The organism is Photobacterium sp. GB-50 (genome assembly GCF_003026755.1).
Classification (GTDB): Bacteria; Pseudomonadota; Gammaproteobacteria; order Enterobacterales; family Vibrionaceae; genus Photobacterium.
This window is the reverse complement of sequence record NZ_PYNX01000001.1, coordinates 384946-407087: the sequence shown is the minus strand read 5'-3', so window position 1 is coordinate 407087 and position 22142 is coordinate 384946. Positions and strand designations below refer to the sequence as shown.

At 38.4% G+C, this 22142-nt stretch carries 21 protein-coding genes; 12 read left to right on the top strand and 9 right to left on the bottom strand.

From position 1 onward, the window contains the following. Positions 1-136: 136 nt before the first annotated feature. The 3 genes from C9J41_RS01735 (at position 137) to C9J41_RS01725 (ending at position 3266) form a co-directional block, all read left to right on the top strand. Entirely contained in the window at positions 137-1453 is a 1317-nt protein-coding gene (locus tag C9J41_RS01735; RefSeq protein WP_107205542.1) for a sphingomyelin phosphodiesterase, read from the top strand. A gap of 47 nt (positions 1454-1500) precedes the next feature. Then, a complete protein-coding gene (locus C9J41_RS01730; protein ID WP_146151670.1) occupies positions 1501-2415 on the top strand; it encodes a hypothetical protein in 915 nt (304 codons plus the stop codon). A 362-nt stretch (positions 2416-2777) separates the two neighbouring features. After that, the gene (locus C9J41_RS01725) at positions 2778-3266 is read left to right on the top strand and encodes a hypothetical protein (RefSeq protein ID WP_005370451.1); all 489 of its coding nucleotides are present in this window, start codon (positions 2778-2780) and stop codon (positions 3264-3266) included. 82 nt (positions 3267-3348) lie between these two features. Here the strand turns inward: C9J41_RS01725 and C9J41_RS01720 are convergent, their stop codons facing one another. The 6 genes from C9J41_RS01720 to dinG all read right to left on the bottom strand — a co-directional run bounded on the left by C9J41_RS01720 (position 3349) and on the right by dinG (position 9604). Continuing rightward, positions 3349-4875, bottom strand: a complete 1527-nt coding sequence (locus C9J41_RS01720) for an EAL domain-containing protein (RefSeq protein ID WP_233220289.1) — start codon at positions 4873-4875, stop codon at positions 3349-3351. 189 nt (positions 4876-5064) lie between these two features. Beyond that, positions 5065-5226 (bottom strand): pleiotropic regulatory protein RsmS, encoded by a 162-nt coding sequence (rsmS, locus tag C9J41_RS01715; RefSeq protein WP_107205544.1) that lies wholly within the window; start codon positions 5224-5226, stop codon positions 5065-5067. A gap of 15 nt (positions 5227-5241) precedes the next feature. Further along, positions 5242-6150 carry a histone deacetylase gene (locus tag C9J41_RS01710; protein ID WP_107294126.1) on the bottom strand — a complete coding sequence of 303 codons (909 nt, stop codon included), beginning with the start codon at positions 6148-6150 and terminating at the stop codon, positions 5242-5244. A gap of 2 nt (positions 6151-6152) precedes the next feature. Beyond that, on the bottom strand, positions 6153-6704 hold the full coding sequence (priC, locus tag C9J41_RS01705) for a primosomal replication protein PriC (protein WP_107245602.1): 552 nt from the start codon (positions 6702-6704) through the stop codon (positions 6153-6155). Positions 6705-6730: 26 nt separating this feature from the next. Beyond that, positions 6731-7504: a TSUP family transporter gene (locus C9J41_RS01700; RefSeq protein WP_158259263.1), complete on the bottom strand. Its 774-nt coding sequence runs from the start codon at positions 7502-7504 to the stop codon at positions 6731-6733. 21 nt (positions 7505-7525) lie between these two features. Beyond that, the gene (dinG, locus tag C9J41_RS01695; RefSeq protein WP_107259378.1) at positions 7526-9604 is read right to left on the bottom strand and encodes an ATP-dependent DNA helicase DinG; all 2079 of its coding nucleotides are present in this window, start codon (positions 9602-9604) and stop codon (positions 7526-7528) included. A gap of 699 nt (positions 9605-10303) precedes the next feature. Here dinG and C9J41_RS01690 point away from each other — a divergent pair. Both C9J41_RS01690 and C9J41_RS01685 read left to right on the top strand, forming a co-directional pair. Then, entirely contained in the window at positions 10304-11269 is a 966-nt protein-coding gene (locus tag C9J41_RS01690; protein WP_107294125.1) for a porin, read from the top strand. A 131-nt stretch (positions 11270-11400) separates the two neighbouring features. Next, positions 11401-12036, top strand: a complete 636-nt coding sequence (locus tag C9J41_RS01685; protein WP_107294124.1) for a DUF2057 domain-containing protein — start codon at positions 11401-11403, stop codon at positions 12034-12036. Between the two features lie 78 nt (positions 12037-12114). Here the strand turns inward: C9J41_RS01685 and C9J41_RS01680 are convergent, their stop codons facing one another. Further along, positions 12115-12462: a hypothetical protein gene (locus C9J41_RS01680; RefSeq protein ID WP_005370461.1), complete on the bottom strand. Its 348-nt coding sequence runs from the start codon at positions 12460-12462 to the stop codon at positions 12115-12117. A gap of 571 nt (positions 12463-13033) precedes the next feature. On the opposite strand from C9J41_RS01680, the gene C9J41_RS01675 reads away from it, so the two are divergent. The 5 genes from C9J41_RS01675 to recR all read left to right on the top strand — a co-directional run bounded on the left by C9J41_RS01675 (position 13034) and on the right by recR (position 17613). Further along, positions 13034-13468 (top strand): YbaN family protein, encoded by a 435-nt coding sequence (locus tag C9J41_RS01675; protein ID WP_107294123.1) that lies wholly within the window; start codon positions 13034-13036, stop codon positions 13466-13468. Positions 13469-13598: 130 nt separating this feature from the next. After that, the gene (gene apt, locus C9J41_RS01670) at positions 13599-14144 is read left to right on the top strand and encodes an adenine phosphoribosyltransferase (RefSeq protein WP_005370463.1); all 546 of its coding nucleotides are present in this window, start codon (positions 13599-13601) and stop codon (positions 14142-14144) included. 276 nt (positions 14145-14420) lie between these two features. Next, entirely contained in the window at positions 14421-16643 is a 2223-nt protein-coding gene (gene dnaX / locus C9J41_RS01665) for a DNA polymerase III subunit gamma/tau (protein WP_107205552.1), read from the top strand. Positions 16644-16680: 37 nt separating this feature from the next. Beyond that, positions 16681-17010, top strand: a complete 330-nt coding sequence (locus C9J41_RS01660; protein WP_107205553.1) for a YbaB/EbfC family nucleoid-associated protein — start codon at positions 16681-16683, stop codon at positions 17008-17010. Positions 17011-17013: 3 nt separating this feature from the next. Continuing rightward, positions 17014-17613 (top strand): recombination mediator RecR, encoded by a 600-nt coding sequence (gene recR / locus C9J41_RS01655; protein ID WP_107205554.1) that lies wholly within the window; start codon positions 17014-17016, stop codon positions 17611-17613. A 72-nt stretch (positions 17614-17685) separates the two neighbouring features. Here recR and C9J41_RS01650 read toward each other — a convergent pair whose 3' ends face one another. Beyond that, a complete protein-coding gene (locus C9J41_RS01650) occupies positions 17686-18231 on the bottom strand; it encodes a regulatory protein ToxS (RefSeq protein ID WP_107205555.1) in 546 nt (181 codons plus the stop codon). After that, positions 18222-19091, bottom strand: coding sequence for a transcriptional regulator (locus C9J41_RS01645; RefSeq protein ID WP_107205556.1), 870 nt, complete (start codon positions 19089-19091; stop codon positions 18222-18224). The genes C9J41_RS01650 and C9J41_RS01645 overlap by 10 nt, the downstream gene beginning before the upstream one ends. A 193-nt stretch (positions 19092-19284) precedes the next feature. Between C9J41_RS01645 and htpG the strand changes: the two genes are divergently transcribed. Then, positions 19285-21186 (top strand): molecular chaperone HtpG, encoded by a 1902-nt coding sequence (htpG, locus tag C9J41_RS01640; protein WP_107205557.1) that lies wholly within the window; start codon positions 19285-19287, stop codon positions 21184-21186. A gap of 141 nt (positions 21187-21327) precedes the next feature. Continuing rightward, positions 21328-21972: an adenylate kinase gene (adk, locus tag C9J41_RS01635; protein ID WP_105060657.1), complete on the top strand. Its 645-nt coding sequence runs from the start codon at positions 21328-21330 to the stop codon at positions 21970-21972. Positions 21973-22142 lie beyond the last annotated feature (170 nt).

Sequence of the window (22142 nt, the reverse complement as noted above, 5' to 3'; positions counted from 1 at the left end):
TCAAAAAATAATTTTATTTTTTTATTTAATAAAATTAGATGTTTATAACACTTGTTTTTTTAATATGATTAATTGTCATTTTTTTAAATGAACTATAATTAAACAACATTCCGTCTTCATCTACGAGATGTTAACAATGAACATTAAATCCTATTTATTTACCTTACTTGCAATGTTTTCAAGCTATTGCTATTCAGATACCTATATATATATTACTAATAATTCATCTGAAACTCTTAGCATAAATGTCAGTCACAGTGGTAAAGGAGATACATTAAGAGAAGGAAGTGAATGGACTCAGGATGCACAAACATTGATGCCATGGGAAACGAAAAAAGTATTAAGCTTTAATCGAAACTGGGGCGTTAAGAATAAAAAGAAATATTATTTTACAACATCAGTCACTTCCGAAAGTGGTAAACAAGTAAATTTACAGCAATATATGCGAGGCAGTTGGTGGGGATCTTCTCTCAAATACAAACTAAGTGCTGCTGATGTAAATACTTCTTACAAATCTGGTTATTCAATTTATAGATTTACATCTCATGATTATAGTGACTTATCGGCTGAATTAGCTTTTCGTGCTAAGAGAACATCGGGTTATGACGATATTTATTACACTATAACGCCAGTTAAACACTCTGAACCTCTAATTACTGATGACTCTTCCCTCAAGTTGATGACTTATAATATATGGGCTCTACCATTTATTGCTTCTCATATTTCAGATAGATTAGACGCCTTACCAGAATTTTTATCAGATTATGATGTTATTGCTTTCCAAGAAGTTTTTTCTGGAGAAAGATATTCTTTCTTGCAAGAGTTATCATCAGAATATCCTTATCAAACCGAAGTATTAGATGCTCCAGGATTTAATGCGATGGATGGAGGAGTGATTATTGTTAGCCGATATCCAATTGTTGCAACAGATTACCATATATTCTCGCGTTGTAGCGGAACAGATTGCTTAGCAGATAAAGGTGCTGTTTATGCTGAAGTAGTTAAAGGTAGTAAGTCATATCATGTATTTGCGACTCATGCAGCTTCAACTGATTCTATTGATGCTAGAGTTGATCGTATTTATCAATTCTCTGAAATTAATAGTTTTGCTAGAAAGCAAAATATTCCAAATAATGAAGTCGTTATCTATAGTGGTGATTTTAATGTAAATAAAAATAAATTCTTTACACAAGATTACCAGTGGATGCATATGCTATTGAGAGCAAATGAGCCTACTTATACCGGATATACATCTGCAACCTATGATCCGACAATAAATAGCTATGCGAGCTCAAGTTCTGAATATTTAGACTACGTAGTCGTAAGTACTGAATATGGTCAGGTTGAATCAAATACAAATAGGGTTGATATTCCACGTTCTACGTCCTCTGGTTTGTGGTATCACTGGGATTTATCAGATCACTTTCCTGTTGTGGCGACAATTGCACAATGAGATGGCTCGCGCTTGTTTTCGTAATTTTTCTTATCAGCGTCGTTTATATGACGCTGATCACTCCTGCAAAAGTTATAGAGCCAAAAACGGTTAAAGCAGACAGGCTTATAAAAAGCCACGTAAACGAATTGATAGAACCTGAAATAGCCTTAAATGAGCACAATAATTTTGAATTGAAGAAGGTTGAAGAGAGCACTGATGAAAAGATTATGCGCATACATGTACTCAGCGACGAATTGCAATCACTAAAGGGAAATGCGTTATTAAATAAAATGACCAATTTTTGGGTTGAATGCAAGTCGACCCATACATGCGATGGGCAATTAATAGAATTAGAAAAACAATTACCTTACTCGTTATTTAAGCTGTTGAGTGATTTTGAATCACTTAGAGATGAGTGGTTGTTAGCTTCTCTAAGTATTCCTATAGAAATTCCCTTTAACGAAAAAGTCAATCAAGTTAGACAGCAATACGAGACTGTCTGGGGGGAATATACTGATCTTTTATTTGAGGAAGAGTTTAAATATTATCGTTTTAGATCCGAAAGCAGGATATTGCAACAAGTCCCGCCTTCTGAATATATAGAACAATTAAACCGGATATTTGAACAACAGGCAGCGACAAACCTTGATATGTTTTTTCAATCAAAAAGTGCCACATTTGATTATGCTCTAAGGAATATACCTAATACATACAGTGAGGAAGAGCGAGCATTGCTCGTAAGAGAGCTTTCTTTGCTTTATTTAAATGAACAAGAAACAACCGATTTTTACAGAAGGGATCTGCAAATAAAAAATCAAAGGAAAGAAGTTGAAACATACCAGAAACAGCTTTTTGAGTTAAAAAAGAGTTTGGAAAGTATGCGTAATAATGAATATAGAACGTTATCTGATAATGAGTGGCAGAGGGTATACCAGGATCGGATCGGGGAATTTAAAAAGAGATTTTTTGACTATCAATGATATATAACTTATGTGCTATATAAATTGTGCAACACACACCGACAGAGCATTTTTGAAAGTAATGTTGATAAGATCACGATTTGTATTGGTAATTTATATTTCATGGTAATTATTCATAGCAAATAACAAATAGCATGAGATAATAGTGCGAACTTTTTGTGGTGAGACAACTAGTTAACAAAATGTGGTTAAAAAGCGTGCAATTAATGCTTTATTTTTGTCAGTGAAAACGGCAGAATGGCCTCACATTTGAACTCGGTCACTCTATTTGAATTGAATTTTCATAAAACACATTGTTGTTTACCGAGTTGGTGATAATGTCTCGCCGCATTCCGAATTCCTAAAGTAAAAAGGTTACAAATATGTCTGATGTACCAGAGTCTGTTGCAAATATTGCTGCTGTCGCTCAGCCAGTTGCTGAGTCTTCAGGTTCAGTGTGGGGTTATGTAGCAGGTGGCGTGGTTTTATTAATCATTGCCGGTATTTATGGTTATAAGAAAATTAACCAACCTGCATTTGTGATTAAGCAGGTACGTAAGAAAAACCTGAAAGAAATGAAAAAGCAGGGCATTGAAAACTCTGAGTTTATGGTAGATATGGATAAGCTACTAGAATCAATGCTTGCATACACGACTGAAAATAAAATGAAAGGTGCAGACGTTGTGACGTTGTTGAAGCCTTTGAATGATAAAGATCGTGTAAAAACGCCAAAAGATATGTACAACTCTATGATTTATATTGCTAATGAAATTAAAGATGTGTCATTGGCTAAAGAGTTTAAAAATAAGTCTAAGCAAGTGAAATCAAGCTCAGCATTAATGGCTGGCTTGTTAAAGCGTGCTGGTATCTAATTGATACTTAATATATATACGAAGGGCTGATTATTATCAGCCCTTTTTTTATTGTGACGCAGTACGATAAATTTTTAACGGGTCAAATATCAATAGAAGGGCTATGATAGTTCAATGTAACGCAACGCTTTGTGCATTTATCCATTGTTTTTAGAATCAGTTCATTATGCTCTATTTTAAACGCGATAAAACCACAACGGCTAGTTGGAGCACTAAAGTAAAAGCCTTGTGTATAGTCAATCAGCAACGATTTTAGGGTATTTAACTGCGTCTCTGTCTCTACACCCTCTGCGACTAACTTACATTCTAACTCTTTTCCGAGTGAAGCGATGTTATTCAAAATTGAGCTTGTGACTGCATCTGTATCAGCAGAATTTACAAACAGTTTATCAATTTTAATAATATCAAAATTGAGCTCTTTTAAGCTTGATAGGCTGGAAAAACCCGTTCCAAAATCATCAAGAGCCCAACGAACACCTAAGCTACGAAAACGCTGCATGATGTTATCTAATTTGATAAATGCATTGGTTGTGTTTTCTCTTTCTGTCATTTCAAAGACTAAGCCTTGTTGTAATGACGGGTTCTGCTTAATTAACAATATGACATCATCAACAAATTTGGGATCGTTGAGCATAGATAGAGTAACGTTTATCGAAACGTAAAAATCTTTATTTGAATGAGCTATTAAAGGCTTATCAATTGAAAGCTGTTTTAATAATTGTAACGTTATCGGTTTTATTTGCCCATTCGATTCTACTTTTGTAATAAATTGGTTTGGGGTGATCAATTTGGCATGACGATATAGCCAGCGACAGAGTAATTCGGCTCCAATGATCTGGTGAGTTTTATTACACACAATAGGTTGATAATAAGGAATAAACTCATTATTTTTTATTGCTCTGTCTATATCCTTTTTAAATGAGAAGTTATTAGTTTGAATGTAATTAATAATAAGGATAATGAACATGCACAAAATAAAAATAAAAGCAGACAATGCAGCTATACTCAATAACACCTGAGAAGGTTTAGCACCAACAATCACTTTAAAAGGAAATTGAGTTGAATGGTATGACTTATGGAATAAATAGTTTCTCTTATGATTAATTAATATATTCCCGCTATTGGTAACGACATAACCTCGTAAATACTCATCCGCATTAGTTAACCAGTCATCCATATAAGGTGCGTTTATAAATAACTGATAAAAGCCCTTTTTACCTTTAACGACAAGATGTAATTCATCGATCTGATCAAGTGAGCTACGTTTGCGATAAAGTAGTGGTAATTTATCCTTTTTTAATCGTTCAATCAGGCTAGGTGAAATTGGAGTATGCAAAGAGGCATTACGATCTGAATAGATGTAATGATTGTTTTGAAAGTAGGCAACACTTCGTAGAGAGCGAGAAGAAAGAACCAATGTCACCAAATCATGCATACTTTTAGCGTCTGGTTGGTTCTCTGGTAGATCTAAAACGCTAGAAATACGTTTATTTAACGTTTTATTTAATGCGCTCGCAATATCTTTACTTAAATTACTACACCGAATATTTAAGTATGTAAAGGTAATAGGCGTAGCAATTAAAATAGCTAACAAAGCTAGTTGAAACATTTTTTTTACTGTAAATGACATAATGAAGTTTGTTTCATACTGTTAAATAACGCCAATTAAAAGTATACCTCTATAGTATGTTATTGCCATTTTAAATATTTGGTTGAGTCGATAAAAGATACTAATGGTGAAAAGTTGTATCTTTTATCTTTTGGTGAGAATTGAGCTAATTTTTTAAAAATATGGCGTCTATGCTTTATTTTCAAAGTCTTTGCGAACAATTTCTAAAGCGGAAAGTACGATCTCTGGGGCAATGTCATTACTCTCTAATAAATAAATTAAATCTACCGCGAGCTTTATTTCTTCCGGTGCATTTTCTAATGTATTTGTTGTTATTTGGTTATCAGGCATAATTTCTCTTTATCGCTATTTGTTGTGTACGAATAATGCTGCATAAATAAGTTGTAAGTGTAGCTCGACTAAATCTTGATGATTTGTTCTATATCCACCACCGATGACTGCGGCAACAGGAATATTCTGCGCTTTAGATTGGGTTAAAATATAATGATCTCGTAGGTATAAACCTTGTTTAGAAACATCAAAATATCCCAGTTCATCATGCTGGTGGATATCAACGCCGGCATCGTATATGACCAAATCGGGTTGGTGCTGAGCAAGCAGAAGAGGGAGAACACCTTGCAATGCCGTGAGGTAATCATCTGTTGAAGTGTTTCTTTCTAAAGCAAGATCAATATCTGAATCAGGCTTACGAGCTGGGAAATTTTTATCACAATGAACAGAAAAAGTAATGATGTTGGGATCATTGGTAAGTAGTGTTGCTGTGCCGTCACCATGATGTACATCACAATCAATAATCATGACTTTGTCGATATGAGAATAAGATAAAGCATGCTTAGCTGCGATGGCTAAGTCATTAAATAGACAAAAACCACTACCAAAATCATGATGGGCGTGATGATAACCACCACTTAAATGAATGGCTATACCGTGCTCAAGTGCTAAATCAACCGTTAATTGAGTGCCACCTGTTGAGAGTAGGGTTCGAGTGATTAATTCATTACTCCAAGGGAACCCGATACGGCGCATTTTTGCTGCTGGCAATCTATTAAAGAGTAAGTTATCAACATATTCACTATTATGAATGGCCTTAATTTTGGCAATATCAGCCCTATTAGGTTGGTGAATACTTACCTTGTTACTTAATTCTGAGTGAAAAATAGCCTCAAACAGCAGTCGGTATTTATTAATAGGGTAACGATGCTTTTCTGGCAAGGTTAGAGCCGAGTATTGAGAATGGTAAATCAGAGGAAGCATTGTTAGCCTTTTCTCTCTCTGTTACTGATGTCAGTTTCAATTTTTATCAAAGCAGCTTGGCAGCGACTTATCCTACCTTCAAGGGCTAGAATTTCTTTTTGAAGCTGTTGCTGCTCAAATTGTGAAGCACAACGACTAATTAATAACTCTTTATCACGAAGCATGGCTTTTAAACGGCGTTCCCAATCTTTATGTTGATTAAGATCTTGATATATTTCATTAATTGGTCTGCGCCAGACAGCTTGATTTTTCGGCTCTTTTTTACGAATGTTTTGTGTGGCTAGTTCACGCTGGATAGCTTGAATTTGGCTCACAATTTTTTCACAGAGATGCTGTGTTCTTGCGGGTAATAAACGTCCGGCTTGTTGCTCTTTTTGTAATAACTGGAGCTCATTATGGACTTCATTGACGCAAGGGGTAAGCAACTTACTACGTGTTTTAAATAGCGTTTCGTCAAACAGAGGCTTAAAGGATTCGCCACGTTTACGGTCAACGTCAGCTGTTTGTTGTTTTAATTGTTCAATCAGTGAAATAAGACGAGATAAGTCAATCATAGAGAAACCTTGTATTACAAGCTAAGTTAGAACCAAGCTTGCCAAGCTAATTTAATTGCTAAAATTAAAACAACAGTGACAAAAACAGGTCGAATAAACTTTGCGCCAAAGCGTATTGCAGAATGAGCACCAATGTAAGCACCTAGCATTAAACATATCCCCATTGTTAAACCTAGTGCAAAATTGACTTGCCCTAAGACAATGAAAGTAACTAATGAAGTAATGTTACTGGTGAAATTCATCGCTTTTGCAAGGCCGCAAGCACGGAGCATGTCTAACCGATATAAAATCATGCTAGAAACTGTCCAAAAAGCGCCTGTGCCAGGGCCTGCAATGCCATCATAAAAGCCGATACTTGTTCCTTGAAGCCATTGCTTAAGTTTTAGCATAGGGGTGACTGATGGTAATACGTATTGCTCTTCTTTTGGCTGGGGATGCCAAATAGTATAGATAGCCACGGCAAAGATAAGCAGAGGTAAGCCTTTTTCTAGCCACTCACTACTAACTAGATTAACAATTAAGGTACCTGTTATTGCGCCAATAAATGTAGCGATAAAGGAAGCAAGCCAAAAACGTGGTGAGAATAGGTTTTTTTTATAATAAGTCCAAGCCGCTGTTGCAGAGGCAAAGCTTGCAGCAAGTTTATTGGTACCTAAAGCAATATGTGGCGGTAACCCTAGTGATAGCAAGGCAGGGACAGTGAGCATTCCGCCACCGCCTGCAACCGCATCAATAAAGCCAGCGGCAAGGGCAATAATACCGAGTATCAGTAAGGTACTCGGTTCTATCATTTCAATCATTAATTATTCTTTTTTATTCATTTAGTTATATTCAATAACCCGTTTAAAAGGAGGCAGAGAGTCTAATAATGATTTTCCATATCGACGGGTAATAATTCGACGGTCAAGAATCACTACTCTACCAGAGTCCTGCTCTTTTCGCAGTAAGCGACCGACGGATTGAATAAGCTTTTTACTGGCTTCTGGTACTGATATTTGTAAGAAGGGATTTCCGCCTCTGCTTTCAATATATTCAGCGTGGGCTTCTTCTACTGGTGATGTGGGTACAGCAAATGGAATCTTGGTAATAATTAAATTCGTTAGTAAATCACCAGGTAAATCAAGACCTTCAGAAAAACTTCCGGTACCAAATAAGATGCTAGCTTTACCGCTTTTACAGTTTTCTTTATGTTTTTTTAGGGTTTCATTACGTGACTCTTCGCCTTGTACCAATAATTCCCATTTATTCTTTTTCGCTAGTGGGCGTAATGCATCGGCGACTTTATTCATTTGCCAATAGGAAGAGAACAACACTAAACTTGCAGTTTCACCTTCAAGGTATTCAGGTAATATTTCAATTAATAAGTCAGTAAATGCTTCGGCTTGTGGTTCCATTTTTAAAGAGGGGATCACTAATCGCGCATTATTTTGATAATCAAATGGAGATGCGAGTGCTAAAAAGCGTGTTCCATCCGTTTCTGAAACACCAGCCTGACGGCAGAAGAAGTTAAATTGGTTTAAAGCACGCAAGGTTGCTGAAACTAAAATAGATCCTGCTGCGCGACTCCAAAGTAGCTGATCTAGCCGATAGCCGACTTCAAGTGGCGAAACTTCAATAATGTAGTCATTTTCCCGTTCGGGACTTTTTTCTATCCAACGAGCTAACGGAGCCCCTTTTTTATTGTTTGGCTGCGCCATCAGTGTCCAGACTTTTTCAAGGTTTTCCACGCGCTGAAGATAAAAACCGATTTCAGTAAGTGCTTGCTCACCTAATCGAGGAATAATTTCGTTTTCTTTCGTACGCTCGGAGATTAAATCTTGGATCTTACCCAATGATTGCATGACTTTTTTACTGGCTTCTTTACAGCCTTTCGCTTCTTCTTCTAACCATTGTGGTAATTCACCATGTTCAAAACGATACACGCCATCTTTATTAAAAATAGCGGGATCAATATTATTGGCAATCTGACTCAATGTTGGAATTAAGTGCTGGATGTTATCTTGTATTGCATTTTGAAAGCGATTAGCTTTTTGATAGTCAGCGAGCTCTGCGTATTTACTTACATTTTGATTGAGTTTTTCAAGCCAACTTGCTGCGCCTTTCAAACTCGCAGCGGCAGATGAGAAGTCACGTGCGACTTGTGGCAGGTGGTGGGCCTCATCAATCACATAAATGGTTTGCTCTGGCTCAGGTAAGATAACCCCACCACCTAGTTCAATATCAGCCATTAACAAAGCATGGTTAGCCACAATAACATCCGCTTTATCTAAGTGCTCACGTGCTTTAGCAAAAGGGCATGTACGATGTTTAGGCATACCAGCATGACAGCTATGTTTATCTGCCATAATTTGCATCCAAACACGATCAGGAATTGTTGTTGGCCAACTGTCTCTGTCGCCATCCCATTTCTTTTGCTCGGTTGCCTTTAGCATTCGTTTTAGCAGATCGAGATCAGATTTTTTAGGTTTTTCTTCCCACATGGCGAGTTGAGGATCACCATCAGGTGAACAGCATGCTTCTAACTTATGGTTACAGCAATAGCGTTGACGCCCTTTGGCGAGAATAAAACTGAATTCCTTTGGGAAAATTTGATTAAACAACGGGAGATCTTTGTTGATTAGCTGTTCTTGCAGCGCAACGGTTGCTGTCGAGATCAATAGCTTTTTATTATTGAATAACGCGAAAGGGATCCCACCGAGTAAATAGGCTAAAGATTTACCGATCCCTGTACCAGCCTCAGCCACTAACATTCGATTTTTTTTGTGGTATTCCCCAGCCAGCGTTTTTGCTATTTCTGACACCAAATAGTTTTGTGCGCGACGCGGAATAAAGTTATCTAGCTGTTTTCCTAAATTCTCATAGCACTGCTTGATATCGGTTTTTACTTGGCTGTGTAACATGGCTGAAATTTCATAATGGCAGGGGACGGCATTGTAGCATGAAGTGTCGGTGTTCAAAGTGAATAACGTGGAGTGAGGTGAAATTCAGAGCGTTGAACGGTGCATAATAAGTCATGTGTTTGTTTTAGTACTGACATTTAAGAAACAAAGATAACAATCTCATCAAGTATTAAAGGTGGAATGACAGGAAAGGTGTTTATAAGGAATTTATTTGAGTGATAGGAGCGATATACGGAGACAAAATAATAGTTGTATTGTGCTTTGGATCACGATTGCGAATAGAAAACTGTAATATTAAATACCATAAATGACGACTGGAAACGATCGTCCATTCAAAATGTTTTTTAAAGTTTAAATAGCTAAAATGTCTATTTTTATGTTTTGTTTTTAGTTTTTTATTCTGTTTATTTACACTTTTTAATGGTTTAAATAAAAGGAAAAGCGCCATTTGATAGTGTTTGTTATTTGTATTTCTTTGCTGTAACTGATTGAAAATTATGATCGTTTTATATTTTTTTATATTTATTTTATGAAATTTGACAAAAATATTGAACTTCTGTCAGGATGCGAGCCACGAACACCAACTCCTTGTTATTTTAGTTTTTTATTTTTAGAACTGTTGCATAACAAGGAGAAAATAAACAGGAGTGCCGGGAATGGTTCTCCATAAATAAGATAAAGAAAGGCAGTGGACTTATCATGAAAAAAACTCTTTTAGCTCTTGCTGTACTAACAGCTGGTTCTGCAAATGCTGGCATCAACCTATATGACGCAAACGGTGTTAAAGTTGACCTATCTGGTGCAGCTGAAGTTCAGTACCATCACGGTTACGATAAAGACTCTAAAGGTGATATCCGTCTTGATGATGGTGATCTTTCATTCGACACTTCTGTAGCAATTTCTCAACAATTAAATGCACTAGCTAAAATTAGCTTTGAGTACGAGAACGAAGATGGCGATACAGATGGTAGCCGTGTTAAGAACTACGAGTTATACGCAGGGTTTAATGGCGATTTCGGTCAATTAACTTTCGGTCGTCAATACTTAGTATTTGATGATGTTGGTATTGGCATGGACTACGAAGCTGGTATTGGTCTATCTCAAGCAAATAAAGAAGTGTTAGATGCTGCAACTAACTTCGATAACATTGCTAAATACACATACGATAACGGTATGTTCTACGCTGGTGTTTCTCATAAGTTTGATGATTCAGCTAAAGGTACTAAGGATAATTCAGTTACTGATGGTCGTTTAGGTTTCCGTGTTGCAGGTCTTGATGCACGTGTTTACTACATTGATTACTCTAATGAGCAAATTTGGAACCTAGAAGCTGAATATGCACTAGATGCATTTGTTTTAGCTGCTTCTTACGGCCAGGGTGAAGTTGATCATGTTCAAGGTAAAGTAACGCAACTTTCTCTAGCGGGTTCTTACACGCTAGATAAAACAACGTTTGCTCTAGGTTACAACCACATCACTGATGATTTAGTAGGTAGTCAACTAACTAATAGTGATAAAGTTGATTTTGACAACGTATACGCTAACGTTACTCAACAACTACATAGTAATGTAAAAGTATATGCAGAGCTAGGTTGGTTAGAAGCAAACCATAAGTCTCATGACTTTGACCTAAACTACACTGCTGGTTTAGAAGTTAAGTTCTAATTTTAGAATTAACTGTTAAGAAGCCGCCGCTTTTGGCGGCTTTTTTATTATTTAATTAAGTCGTTTCTATAACGATTATGGTTTGTGATCATTATCGACATGGCTTAATGCGTAGTTAGTAGGGATATATAATGAAGAAAATCTTATTGTTCGCAGCATTATTTTCTGGTGCTGTTAATGCGGCAACCTTATCGGTAGGTAATAATCTTGAGCTGTTGGTTGTAGATGGCAAGGAAGTAAAATCAGGTCGTTTCTCACATGCTGAAAGCGTTGAATTAACAGAAGGTAAACACCAAGTCGTTGTTCGCTTTGATGGTGAGGTAAAGCGTGGTTCAAAGAAAGTCATTTATACAACGCGTCCTTATCTTTTTGATGTCAATATGACCTCGCAAGATGCAGAAATCACCTTGCCACGTTTAACGACAGAATCACAAGCGAAAGCATACTTTGCGCGTGATCCTCAGTGGACACTTGAAACAGAGACAGGTGTAACAACATTGTCTGCGGTTGAATTGATCGGGGATGGTTTAGGTGCTTACAGTGACATGCCTGCTCTTGTGGCTGAATATAATAAAAACAACGGTATCATTATTGAAAACGGTAACCCTGTCGATTTACAAAAAACAGTGGTAGAAGTTGATGATAAAACAGGAAAAGTTCAGATCACGGGTGATGCGTTAACGCAATTAAAGTTATGGTATAGCAAGGCATCTAAAGACGATAAAAAAGCGTTTAAAATTTGGATGGCAGAGCACGATTTTAATTAAGACTTGCGCTACATTGTAAAAAGCAAAAGGCAGCGACTATCGCTGCCTTTTTCTATATATGTCATTTATTAATGAAGATCAGTCGTGGTGATAACGGCTATGTTCACGACATGCTTTACAGCGAGGTTGTGCTGGATCTTGTTCTAAATCACTGTATTCAATTTCTTCTTCACAATCAGTACATAAACCATACATACCGAGTTTAAATGAACAGACTGCGGCATCTACTTTTTCAAGACGAATTGCAGTATCAAAAAGAGCAGGAATGAATGATGCTTTCGCCATCGCAATCAGGTCGTTAAGTTCTGCATCATTAATCTTTGCAGGATCAGTAACTAGGCTATTGAGCTGTATTTTATTTTTTAATTCTTCCGCTAGGGTTAAAAATTCTGTATTTAGCGGGCTCTGAAATTGTTGATAATTCATGTCTACCATTGCCGTAATGATTGATTCAATAGAGAAAATTAAACATCACTGTCATTAATTATGGGGATTGATATGAAACAAGAGAGTTGCGAGAAATTTTACATATTAACGAATCCTCCCAAGTTCATTTTTAGTTTAGGTGATATTCATTTTTGAGTTGTGATTTGAATCAAGTCTTAGTGTAAATTTATATCAATAACCCTATTTTCTTTCGGTTTTTGCTAAAAAAATTATCAGATAGAATTTTTTTTTAACAAATATAAAGAAAAAAAAACAAGTTCAGTATCTTCGTCACAGCACTGTCAATTATCTTATATAAAGAAGTAGAGATGGATCATGAATTTGAAGACCCGTTTAGCGTGAAGTATTTCTGTGAACTGTTGTTATTAATTGCTCTACCGACTTTGCCTGCGAACCTCACTTCTCTTGGGATTATATTAAACTAGGTTAGTCATATGATTAATTTGTTTTGTTACTTATTATTTGATTTATAAGTTTTAATCATCGCTATACTAACCTTATATCTTGCTTCAATATGGAGGTAGCAATGGACACAAGGAATAGCATGATAATGCGACAGAATGCCAATTTAAAAACAAGAGTTGTCTCATCTTTATATGTGGTTACAGGAGCCACCTGTGTTGTCTTAGGTGTGATAGGGATTTTTTTACCACTGTTGCCAACAACCCCATTTTTACTGCTAGCCAGTGCGTGTTTTATGCGAGGTTCACCACGTTTAAATCATTGGCTACGTCATCATCCTACCTTTGGACCGATTTTAGATAATTGGTACCAGCATCGTGCTGTCTCTTCTACCGTAAAACGTCGTGGTAACATCATGATAGCGTGCAGTTTTGCACTGTCTATTTTTCTTGTGCCGTTATGGTGGCATAAATTGATGTTGTTGGTGATGGCGATGACATTGCTCTTTTTCTTTAATAGGTTGACAGTAATTGATAAAACTATGGCTGCAGAGCTAGTTGCTGACAAGCAGGAAAACCAATAAACTGCAACAATAATTCATGACAGATAATTTTGATATTTATCTGCCGGAGTTGATGATATTGCCTGCGATTGAGTAGGCATTTTATTTCTCGCTTGATACTTATCAGCATTGTGAAAGCACGGAAACGATTATGAACCAAGAAACACTTAACTTGATTAAAAATAGTATTCAATCAATTCAAGATTACCCAAAACCGGGGATCTTATTCCGTGATGTGACGAGTTTGATGGAGCAGCCTGAAGCTTACCGTGCAACAATTGCTATTTTAGCTGAAAAGTATAAAGATCAAGGTATTACCAAAATTATCGGTACTGAAGCGCGCGGATTTCTGTTTGGTGCGCCATTAGCATTAGAACTTGGCGTTGGTTTTGTGCCTGTTCGTAAGCCAGGTAAATTACCGCGTGAAGTGATTGCTGAAAGTTACGAGTTAGAATACGGCAAAGACACATTAGAAATTCACAAAGATGCAATTAAACCTGGTGATCGCGTATTGCTTGTAGACGATTTATTGGCAACAGGTGGCACCATTGAAGCGACAACGAATTTAGTGCGTCGTTTAGGTGGTATTGTAGATGATGCTGCATTTGTTATTAACTTGCCAGATATCGGCGGTGAAGCACGCCTGCAAGGCTTAGGCTTAAATGTATATGCTATTTGTGACTTCCCCGGCCACTAAGTATAAATAGAATATTGAACAGTAAGTAAGCCAGATGTTTACTTACTGTTTATTTGCTTAATGATTGCTCTCTCAATTATCTCTTCTCTCGCTCCAAAATACGCAATATGCTAGCATTAGCGCAGGTTTCACCATCAATACACCATGTCTTAGTATTTCTCTTATTTTCTACGAACTATTTGTTTTATGGGTATCTAAAATAAGGTTTAGAGAATAATAGAAATAGAAGCGAGTGTATTCATAAGACGCTGTCTAGATAGAGTAAGGTAGTTATTAATGAGTTATCAGGTTCTGGCCCGTAAATGGCGTCCATCTCAGTTTTCTGATGTGGTTGGTCAGTCACATGTGTTGACAGCCTTAGGCAATGCGTTAACGCAAAATCGCCTTCATCATGCTTACTTGTTCAGTGGCACTCGTGGTGTGGGTAAAACAACCATCGCGCGCATTTTCGCCAAAGGACTAAACTGTGAAGAAGGGATCACTGCAACCCCCTGTGGTAAATGTACAACGTGTCGTGAAATTGACGAAGGACGTTTTGTTGATCTATTAGAGATAGATGCCGCGTCTCGTACCAAAGTAGAAGATACTCGTGAATTGCTCGATAATGTTCAGTATAAGCCTGCTCGTGGACGCTTTAAAGTGTACTTGATTGATGAAGTACATATGTTATCTCGCCACAGTTTTAATGCTTTACTCAAAACGTTAGAAGAGCCACCGGAGTACGTTAAATTTATTTTAGCGACAACGGATCCTCAAAAGTTGCCGGTTACGATTTTATCTCGTTGTTTGCAGTTTCATTTAAAGCACCTTGATCATCAACAAATTCAAACGCAATTAGAAACAGTACTCACAGAAGAAAAAGTAGAGTATGAAGCTAAAGCATTGAGTTTATTAGCGCGCGCTGCAGAAGGCAGTATGCGTGATGCGTTAAGTTTAACGGATCAAGCGATTGCTTTGGGAAACGGCCAAGTTGGCATTGATAATGTCGCGACAATGCTTGGCACATTAGATACAGATCAAGCGTTATTTTTACTTGAAGCTGTTGCGCAAGCAAATGCAAATATTGCGATGAACAGTTTACAAGAACTGGCGAATATTGGCGTTGAATGGGACAGCTTACTGCGTGAATTAGCCTGTCAATTGCACCGTGTAGCCATGTATCAAGCTTTACCTGCGAGTTTAGATGAAGCCTTGCCTGACGCTGAGCGTATCAGTTTGTTAAGCCAATTGATGACGCCACAAGATGTGCAGCTATGCTATCAAATTGCGGTGCAAGGTCGACAAGATTTAGGCTATGCCCCTGATGGTCGAACTGGACTTGAAATGGTGCTATTGCGTATGTTGGCATTTAGACCTGTTGTTTCATCAGGGATCCAGCCACAAGCGATCAATGTTCCTAGCACTCAGCCAGTCGCGGCAGTACCAGCGGCGAATCCAAACCCTACTGGGCAACAAGGTGTTTCACGCGTACAAGCGTTAAAAGCGCAGATGCAAGCCACGCATACGGAGCCTGTATCTCCAGTCGCACCGCATCAAATACAACAATCTAATGTTGCTATTAATCCAGAGATGAATATGGCGCCAATGCCACCTCATTCTGTGATGCCAGAACCTCAAGTGGGACCAGCTCAGTCAAGTGCTCAATCACAACCTGCTGCGCCACAACGTTCTCAGGAGCCAGTATCACAGGCATCGCAACCGATGAGTGCACCTGAAATGCCAGCGGCACCTGCTGAAACATCACGTTCAGGCTCGCCAGCTAGTGGGTTATTGGCGGCACGTAATAGGTTACGCAGCCAGAAACAGCGTGGTCATGATGATGCACAGGTTTCATCGGTAAAAAAGACGCCAACGACGTCAGCTAAAAAAGTCGCTACTTCCGTATTAGATCGTGTTGCGAATAAGCAAAAAGCGATACCTACGAGTGTTTCACGTGCGATGCCGACGTCGAATCTCCCAGCACAACAGCTACAAGAGAAAGAAGATCAAGAATACCGCTGGAAACCGACAGCAAAACCGGATGCTGAAGAGGCTAAAAAAGTCGATGTTGCTCCACGTGTTTTAAAGAAAGCACTAGAGCACGAAAAAACACCTGAAATGACAAAAATACTTGTCAATGAAGCAGCAAATCAGGATAGTTGGGCAAACTTAGTGACGCAGTTGGATGTGGGTAAATTAATCCAACAGCTAGCCTTGAACTCTTCTTTTGAGCAGCAAGGTGATCAAATCACATTGCATTTACGCGCAGCGCAACAGCATTTAAATGGTGAGCGTGCGAAAGAACAATTATGTAGTGCATTAAGTTCCGTATTAGGACACTCAGTCATGTTGAATATCGTACTGGGTGAAGAAGGAAAAACACCGTTAGAATTACGTGAAGAGCTGTATCAACAAAAGCTGTTACAAGCAAAACAGAGCTTAGATAACGATCAAAATGTGATGTTTATTTGTCAGCGTTTTGCCGCTCAACTGGATGAAGACAGTGTTCGACCAATTTAAAGGTTTTTAACCAGACCAAGATAGAGAGAGAAAAGATATGTTTGGTAAAGGTGGCATGGGTAACATGATGAAGCAGGCGCAACAGATGCAAGAGCGTATGCAGAAGATGCAAGAAGAAGTAGCAAACATGGAAGTAACTGGTGAATCAGGTGCTGGCCTTGTTAAAGTTACTATCACTGGTAGCCACAGTGTTCGTCGTGTTGAAATTGATGAAAGTCTAATGGAAGACGACAAAGACATGCTAGAAGATCTTATCGCAGCAGCATTTAACGATGCTTCTCGTCGTATCGAAGAAGCACAAAAAGAAAAAATGGCTTCAGTTACTGGCGGTATGAACCTACCTGCTGGCTTTAAACTGCCATTCTAATTAATGCGTACCAGTCACTTACTGGAGCATTTAATGGAAGCTTTACGCTGTCTACCGGGGGTTGGTCCTAAGTCAGCACAGCGTATGGCTTTTAGTTTGCTACAGCGTAATCGCCAAGGTGGTTTACAACTTGCAGATGCACTGAGTCAGGCTATGACTGAAATTGGACATTGCCGTGATTGTCGAACATTTACTGAAGATGATGTTTGTGCCATTTGTGAAAATCCTCGCCGCCAAGAAAACGGATTAATTTGTGTTGTTGAAAGTCCTGCGGATATTGTCGCAGTAGAAGCAACAGGACAATTTTCTGGCCGTTATTTTGTATTGATGGGGCACTTGTCACCACTTGATGGTATTGGACCTTCTGATATTGGTCTTGATCGTCTTGAAAATCGATTACAGCATGAAAATATCAGTGAAGTAATTCTTGCAACTAACCCTACGGTTGAAGGGGAGGCCACAGCGCATTACATTGCTGAGTTATGTCATGAATATGATGTACCGGCGAGCCGTATTGCTCATGGTGTTCCTGTCGGTGGTGAGTTAGAGCTTGTTGATGGTACAACGCTATCGCACTCATTAGCAGGGCGTCAGCGTTTATAGTCTGGCGAGAATAAATAAAAACCGCGCTCATATAGCGCGGTTTTTTTATGTGTTATTTAAAGCCTGTATTTTTTACAGCGAGTAAAGAATATTAGAGCCGTAGGTCAAACTGGTTAATAACAGTGAATTTTTGTTTATCACATCAATCCGACGGCTTTCTTGCGCATTCATTCTGAAAATATCTTTTACAACATTAAGTTGCTTATCATCAAAATCAATATTTGTACCAGATGTTACGTCTTTAAACTCTGTGGGCTCAGTAAGCAGATAGCCACCACTGACATCCCATTGACCGGATTCAGAAATATGAATCGTTACGGGCGTTGCTTTCTCACTATACAGCTCTAACGTCGTAATACGTGAATAGGTATGGTTAGGCAAATACACCATATTACTGCTTTGTTTTACTTTACGTAGTGTGCCTAAATTATCGAGTTGTGTTGGCTCAATGCGACTAAATGTCGTACTTTGCCATTCTCGCGACATTAGTAGCTGCTCTTGTTTGTAATCTGTTGAAAAATAAACCCAACTACAAACAGTGATAGAAATAGCAAGGATCCCAAAAGGCCAATACTTACGAATAATATGCGAGAAGGTAATAGGAGAATTTACTGGCATAATTTCACATTATCCTCATGGCTAGTCAGTAAACGTAAGGTGATGTTTTCCATTGGTACACTGCTGCTATGTAAGTAATTCAAATACAGTTGATTATTTTGTCCACCAGTGACGATGACTTCGGTTGGTTTACCTTCATCCTGATGATTTTTCAAATAATCACTGACGCAACTACTGATCATATTGTTCCAATCTTTCATCACTGGATTACTAATTGGCGTATAAATTTTTACGCCCTCAACTTGAAGAAGTGGACGAAAAGCAGCCGATTTTGGAGGCATACTTAAATTAACAACAACCGGTAATATTAAAGCGATCGCCAGTGCTATCCAACCAAGCCATGTTATCTTCGGTTTGGTTTCTATCGAGGGTGGTATCGATGATTCAGCCTCTGTTATTTGTTCAACGATCTCGCTATCTGTAACATCAACACTTGGTGTATCAAGAGGGGAAATATGTTCTGGATGCGGTAAAGTTTCTTGGGCTGCAACATTAGAATCCATGCCTTCTTCATCGACATAGGGATCGACAGTGGCAATGATTTGGTAACCACGTTTGGGCACAGTTTTTACAAATGCAGGCGACTTAGTTGAGTCTTTTAGTGCTTTACGCAACGTTGAAATAGCTTGTGTTAAACTTGAGTCATCGACTTCAAAGCCTTGTTCGCGCCAAACATAATCGTGAATACGCTGGCGAGTAATAATGAGGCTTGGATCTTCGATTAGAAGACTCAAGGCGCGGCTTTCATTACTGCCTAAACGAATTAACTCATTATTTTCTAGTTTATCAATTAAACTGTTATCGTTTGGATCAAAAATGAATCGTTGTCCGATTAAAAACTTTTTTGCGTGTGTGGGCATTTTTTAACCTTAGCAATGATCTTCTAATTATTCATTGTTCTATAAGTTTGCTGAATGGTTTCTTAATCTAAAAATATAAAACGGAATCTGAAAAAATATAAAAAATAAAAATCGTGTTATTTTAGGTTGAAATTATACCGTTTGACCATATTTATCTTAAAAATAACACCTAACAATTTCCAATGGAGTAGAGATGAGCGAGCAAGTAGTTGATAAAAATAAGGAAACTCGTGGTTTTCAGTCGGAAGTAAAACAATTACTTCACCTAATGATCCATTCACTTTACTCGAATAAAGAGATTTTCTTACGTGAATTGATCTCAAATGCGTCTGATGCGGCAGATAAGCTACGTTTTAAAGCCTTATCACAGTCTGATTTGTATGGTGACGATTCTAACCTATGCGTTAAGTTATCAATCAATGAGCAAGCGGGTACATTAACTATTAGTGATAATGGTATTGGTATGACTCGTGAGCAGGCGATTGAGCATTTAGGCACAATTGCTAAATCAGGTACGAAAGAATTCTTCTCTCAGCTAAAAGAAGATGAAAGTAAAGATTCGCAATTAATTGGTCAGTTTGGTGTGGGTTTTTACTCAGCATTCATTGTGGCAGATTCGGTAACGGTTAATACACGTGCAGCTGATGTTGCGGCTGATGAAGCGGTAAGTTGGCAGTCTGCTGGTGAAGGTGATTACAGTATTGAAACTATCACTAAAGCGAATCGTGGTACTGATATTATCTTGCATCTACGTGAAGATGATAAAGAGTTTTTAAATGAGTATCGCTTACGTGAAATCGTGGGTAAGTATTCAGACCATATTGGTATTCCTGTTCTTATTCAAACCGAAGAAAAAGACGAAGAAGGTAAAGTAACAGGAACAAAGTGGGATCAGATCAATAAGGCCCAAGCATTGTGGACACGTAATAAGTCCGACATCAGTGAGGAAGAATATAAAGAATTCTACAATCACGTTGCGCATGATTACGCAGAGCCTTTGGTATGGTCACATAACCGCGTTGAAGGTAAGCAAGATTACACTAGTCTGCTTTACATCCCGTCGACGGCACCTTGGGATCTGAATAATCGTGATGGTCAGCATGGCTTAAAACTGTATGTACAACGTGTATTTATTATGGATGATGCACAGCAGTTTATGCCGACATACCTTCGCTTCGTGCGCGGCTTAATTGATTCAAACGATCTGCCACTGAACGTATCGCGCGAAATTCTACAAGATAACAAGGTAACTCAAGCGCTACGTAAAGCGTGTACCAAGCGTGTGTTGCAAATGCTTGAGCGTATGGCAAAAAATGATGCTGAGAAGTATCAGACGTTCTGGAAAGCGTTTGGTCAGGTATTAAAAGAAGGGTTAGCTGAAGATTTTGCGAATCGTGACAAAATTGCCAACTTGCTACGCTTTAGCTCAACAGAAAATGACTCACAAGAGCAAACAGTATCGCTTGCCGATTACGTGAGCCGCATGAAAGAAAACCAAGATAAGATTTATTATCTAACCGCAGATAATTTTAATGCAGCGAAACATAGCCCACACCTTGAGCAATTCCGTGCTAAAGGGTTGGAAGTGATTTTGATGTACGATCGTATTGATGAGTACCTAATGGGGCACTTGCCAGAATTTGAAGGCAAGCAGTTCCAAGCGATTACTAAATCTGATCTTGATCTTTCAAGCTTTGACGATGAAGCAGTGAAAGAGAAGCAAAAAGAGACGGAAAAAGAGTTTGCTTCAGTGACTGAGCGAACAAAAGGTTACTTAGGCACACGTGTAAAAGATGTACGTGCAACGTTCAAACTTCATGACACACCAGCAGTTGTTGTGACAGATGAAAACGAAATGGGTACCCAAATGGCGAAACTGCTAGCAGCAGCGGGTCATGATGCGCCAGAGGTTCAATACATTTTTGAATTAAACCCTGAGCATGCATTGGTTAAGAAAATGGCAGATGAAGCAGATGAAGAAGTGTTTGGTCGTTGGGTTGAATTCTTGCTCGGTGAAGCGATGTTAGCTGAACGCGGTACGATGGAAGATCCTTCTCAGTTCCTTGCTGCAATTAACAAGTTGCTGATTAAATAACCAAATAACTTGCTTGTATCAAATACTATTCTGATAAAGCATGTAAACCAAGCCCAGTCATTGTACTGGGCTTGCGAGTCTCGCTTATTCAGTGTATTTTCACTTTTTTGCAAAAATTCCACTCTATTAAAGGGGATCACAATGCGCATCATTCTTCTGGGCGCTCCAGGTGCAGGTAAAGGTACTCAAGCTCAATTCATCATGGAAAAGTTTGGTATTCCTCAAATTTCAACTGGTGACATGCTACGTGCAGCTATCAAAGCGGGTACTGAACTAGGCAAGCAAGCGAAATCAGTGATCGATGCAGGTCAATTGGTATCTGACGATATCATTCTTGGTCTTGTAAAAGAGCGTATTGCGGCAGATGATTGCGCAAAAGGCTTCCTACTAGATGGTTTCCCACGCACAATTCCTCAAGCTGATGGTCTAAAAGAAAACGGTGTTAACGTTGATTACGTTATCGAGTTTGATGTGGCTGACGATGTGATCGTTGAGCGTATGGCGGGTCGTCGTGCTCACCTTCCTTCTGGTCGTACTTACCACGCTGTTTACAACCCACCAAAGGTTGAAGGTAAAGATGACGTAACAGGTGAAGATCTTGTTATCCGTGAAGACGACAAAGAAGAAACAGTTCGTGCACGTCTAAATGTTTACCACACACAAACTGCACCTCTTATCGAGTACTATGGTAAAGAAGCGGCAGCGGGTAACACGAAATACCTTAAGTTTGATGGTACACTTCCTGTTGCTGAAGTGAGCGCTGAGCTAGAAAAAGCATTAGCTTAATATTGATATAGGCTGTTTTAGATAGCTTGTAACAATGAAAAAAAACGGGCTTACCTATTGGTATAGTCCGTTTTTTTATGGTTTAAATAGGGGTTAATAAAGGCGGGATACGTCTTTTTCTGATCAAAGTGATCTAAAAGCGATCAGCCTTCGTTTAGCTTCGGTTGCAT

Bases quoted from the DNA above. Each gene is read 5' to 3' on its own strand.
- dinG (WP_107259378.1), bottom strand. From the start codon at position 9,604: ATGTTACACAGCCAAGTAAAAACCGATATCAAGCAGTGCTATGAGAAT.
- C9J41_RS01680 (WP_005370461.1), bottom strand. From the start codon at position 12,462: ATGAATTATCAACAATTTCAGAGCCCGCTAAATACAGAATTTTTAACC.
- C9J41_RS01700 (WP_158259263.1), bottom strand. From the start codon at position 7,504: ATGATTGAAATGATAGAACCGAGTACCTTACTGATACTCGGTATTATT.
- C9J41_RS01685 (WP_107294124.1), top strand. From the start codon at position 11,401: ATGAAGAAAATCTTATTGTTCGCAGCATTATTTTCTGGTGCTGTTAAT.
- C9J41_RS01690 (WP_107294125.1), top strand. From the start codon at position 10,304: ATGAAAAAAACTCTTTTAGCTCTTGCTGTACTAACAGCTGGTTCTGCA.
- C9J41_RS01645 (WP_107205556.1), bottom strand. From the start codon at position 19,091: ATGCCCACACACGCAAAAAAGTTTTTAATCGGACAACGATTCATTTTT.
- C9J41_RS01720 (WP_233220289.1), bottom strand. From the start codon at position 4,875: ATGTTTCAACTAGCTTTGTTAGCTATTTTAATTGCTACGCCTATTACC.
- adk (WP_105060657.1), top strand. From the start codon at position 21,328: ATGCGCATCATTCTTCTGGGCGCTCCAGGTGCAGGTAAAGGTACTCAA.
- recR (WP_107205554.1), top strand. From the start codon at position 17,014: ATGCGTACCAGTCACTTACTGGAGCATTTAATGGAAGCTTTACGCTGT.
- C9J41_RS01710 (WP_107294126.1), bottom strand. From the start codon at position 6,150: ATGCTTCCTCTGATTTACCATTCTCAATACTCGGCTCTAACCTTGCCA.
- C9J41_RS01725 (WP_005370451.1), top strand. From the start codon at position 2,778: ATGTCTGATGTACCAGAGTCTGTTGCAAATATTGCTGCTGTCGCTCAG.
- C9J41_RS01675 (WP_107294123.1), top strand. From the start codon at position 13,034: ATGCGACAGAATGCCAATTTAAAAACAAGAGTTGTCTCATCTTTATAT.
- C9J41_RS01660 (WP_107205553.1), top strand. From the start codon at position 16,681: ATGTTTGGTAAAGGTGGCATGGGTAACATGATGAAGCAGGCGCAACAG.
- C9J41_RS01735 (WP_107205542.1), top strand. From the start codon at position 137: ATGAACATTAAATCCTATTTATTTACCTTACTTGCAATGTTTTCAAGC.
- htpG (WP_107205557.1), top strand. From the start codon at position 19,285: ATGAGCGAGCAAGTAGTTGATAAAAATAAGGAAACTCGTGGTTTTCAG.
- C9J41_RS01650 (WP_107205555.1), bottom strand. From the start codon at position 18,231: ATGCCAGTAAATTCTCCTATTACCTTCTCGCATATTATTCGTAAGTAT.
- rsmS (WP_107205544.1), bottom strand. From the start codon at position 5,226: ATGCCTGATAACCAAATAACAACAAATACATTAGAAAATGCACCGGAA.
- apt (WP_005370463.1), top strand. From the start codon at position 13,599: ATGAACCAAGAAACACTTAACTTGATTAAAAATAGTATTCAATCAATT.
- priC (WP_107245602.1), bottom strand. From the start codon at position 6,704: ATGATTGACTTATCTCGTCTTATTTCACTGATTGAACAATTAAAACAA.
- C9J41_RS01730 (WP_146151670.1), top strand. From the start codon at position 1,501: ATGACGCTGATCACTCCTGCAAAAGTTATAGAGCCAAAAACGGTTAAA.
- dnaX (WP_107205552.1), top strand. From the start codon at position 14,421: ATGAGTTATCAGGTTCTGGCCCGTAAATGGCGTCCATCTCAGTTTTCT.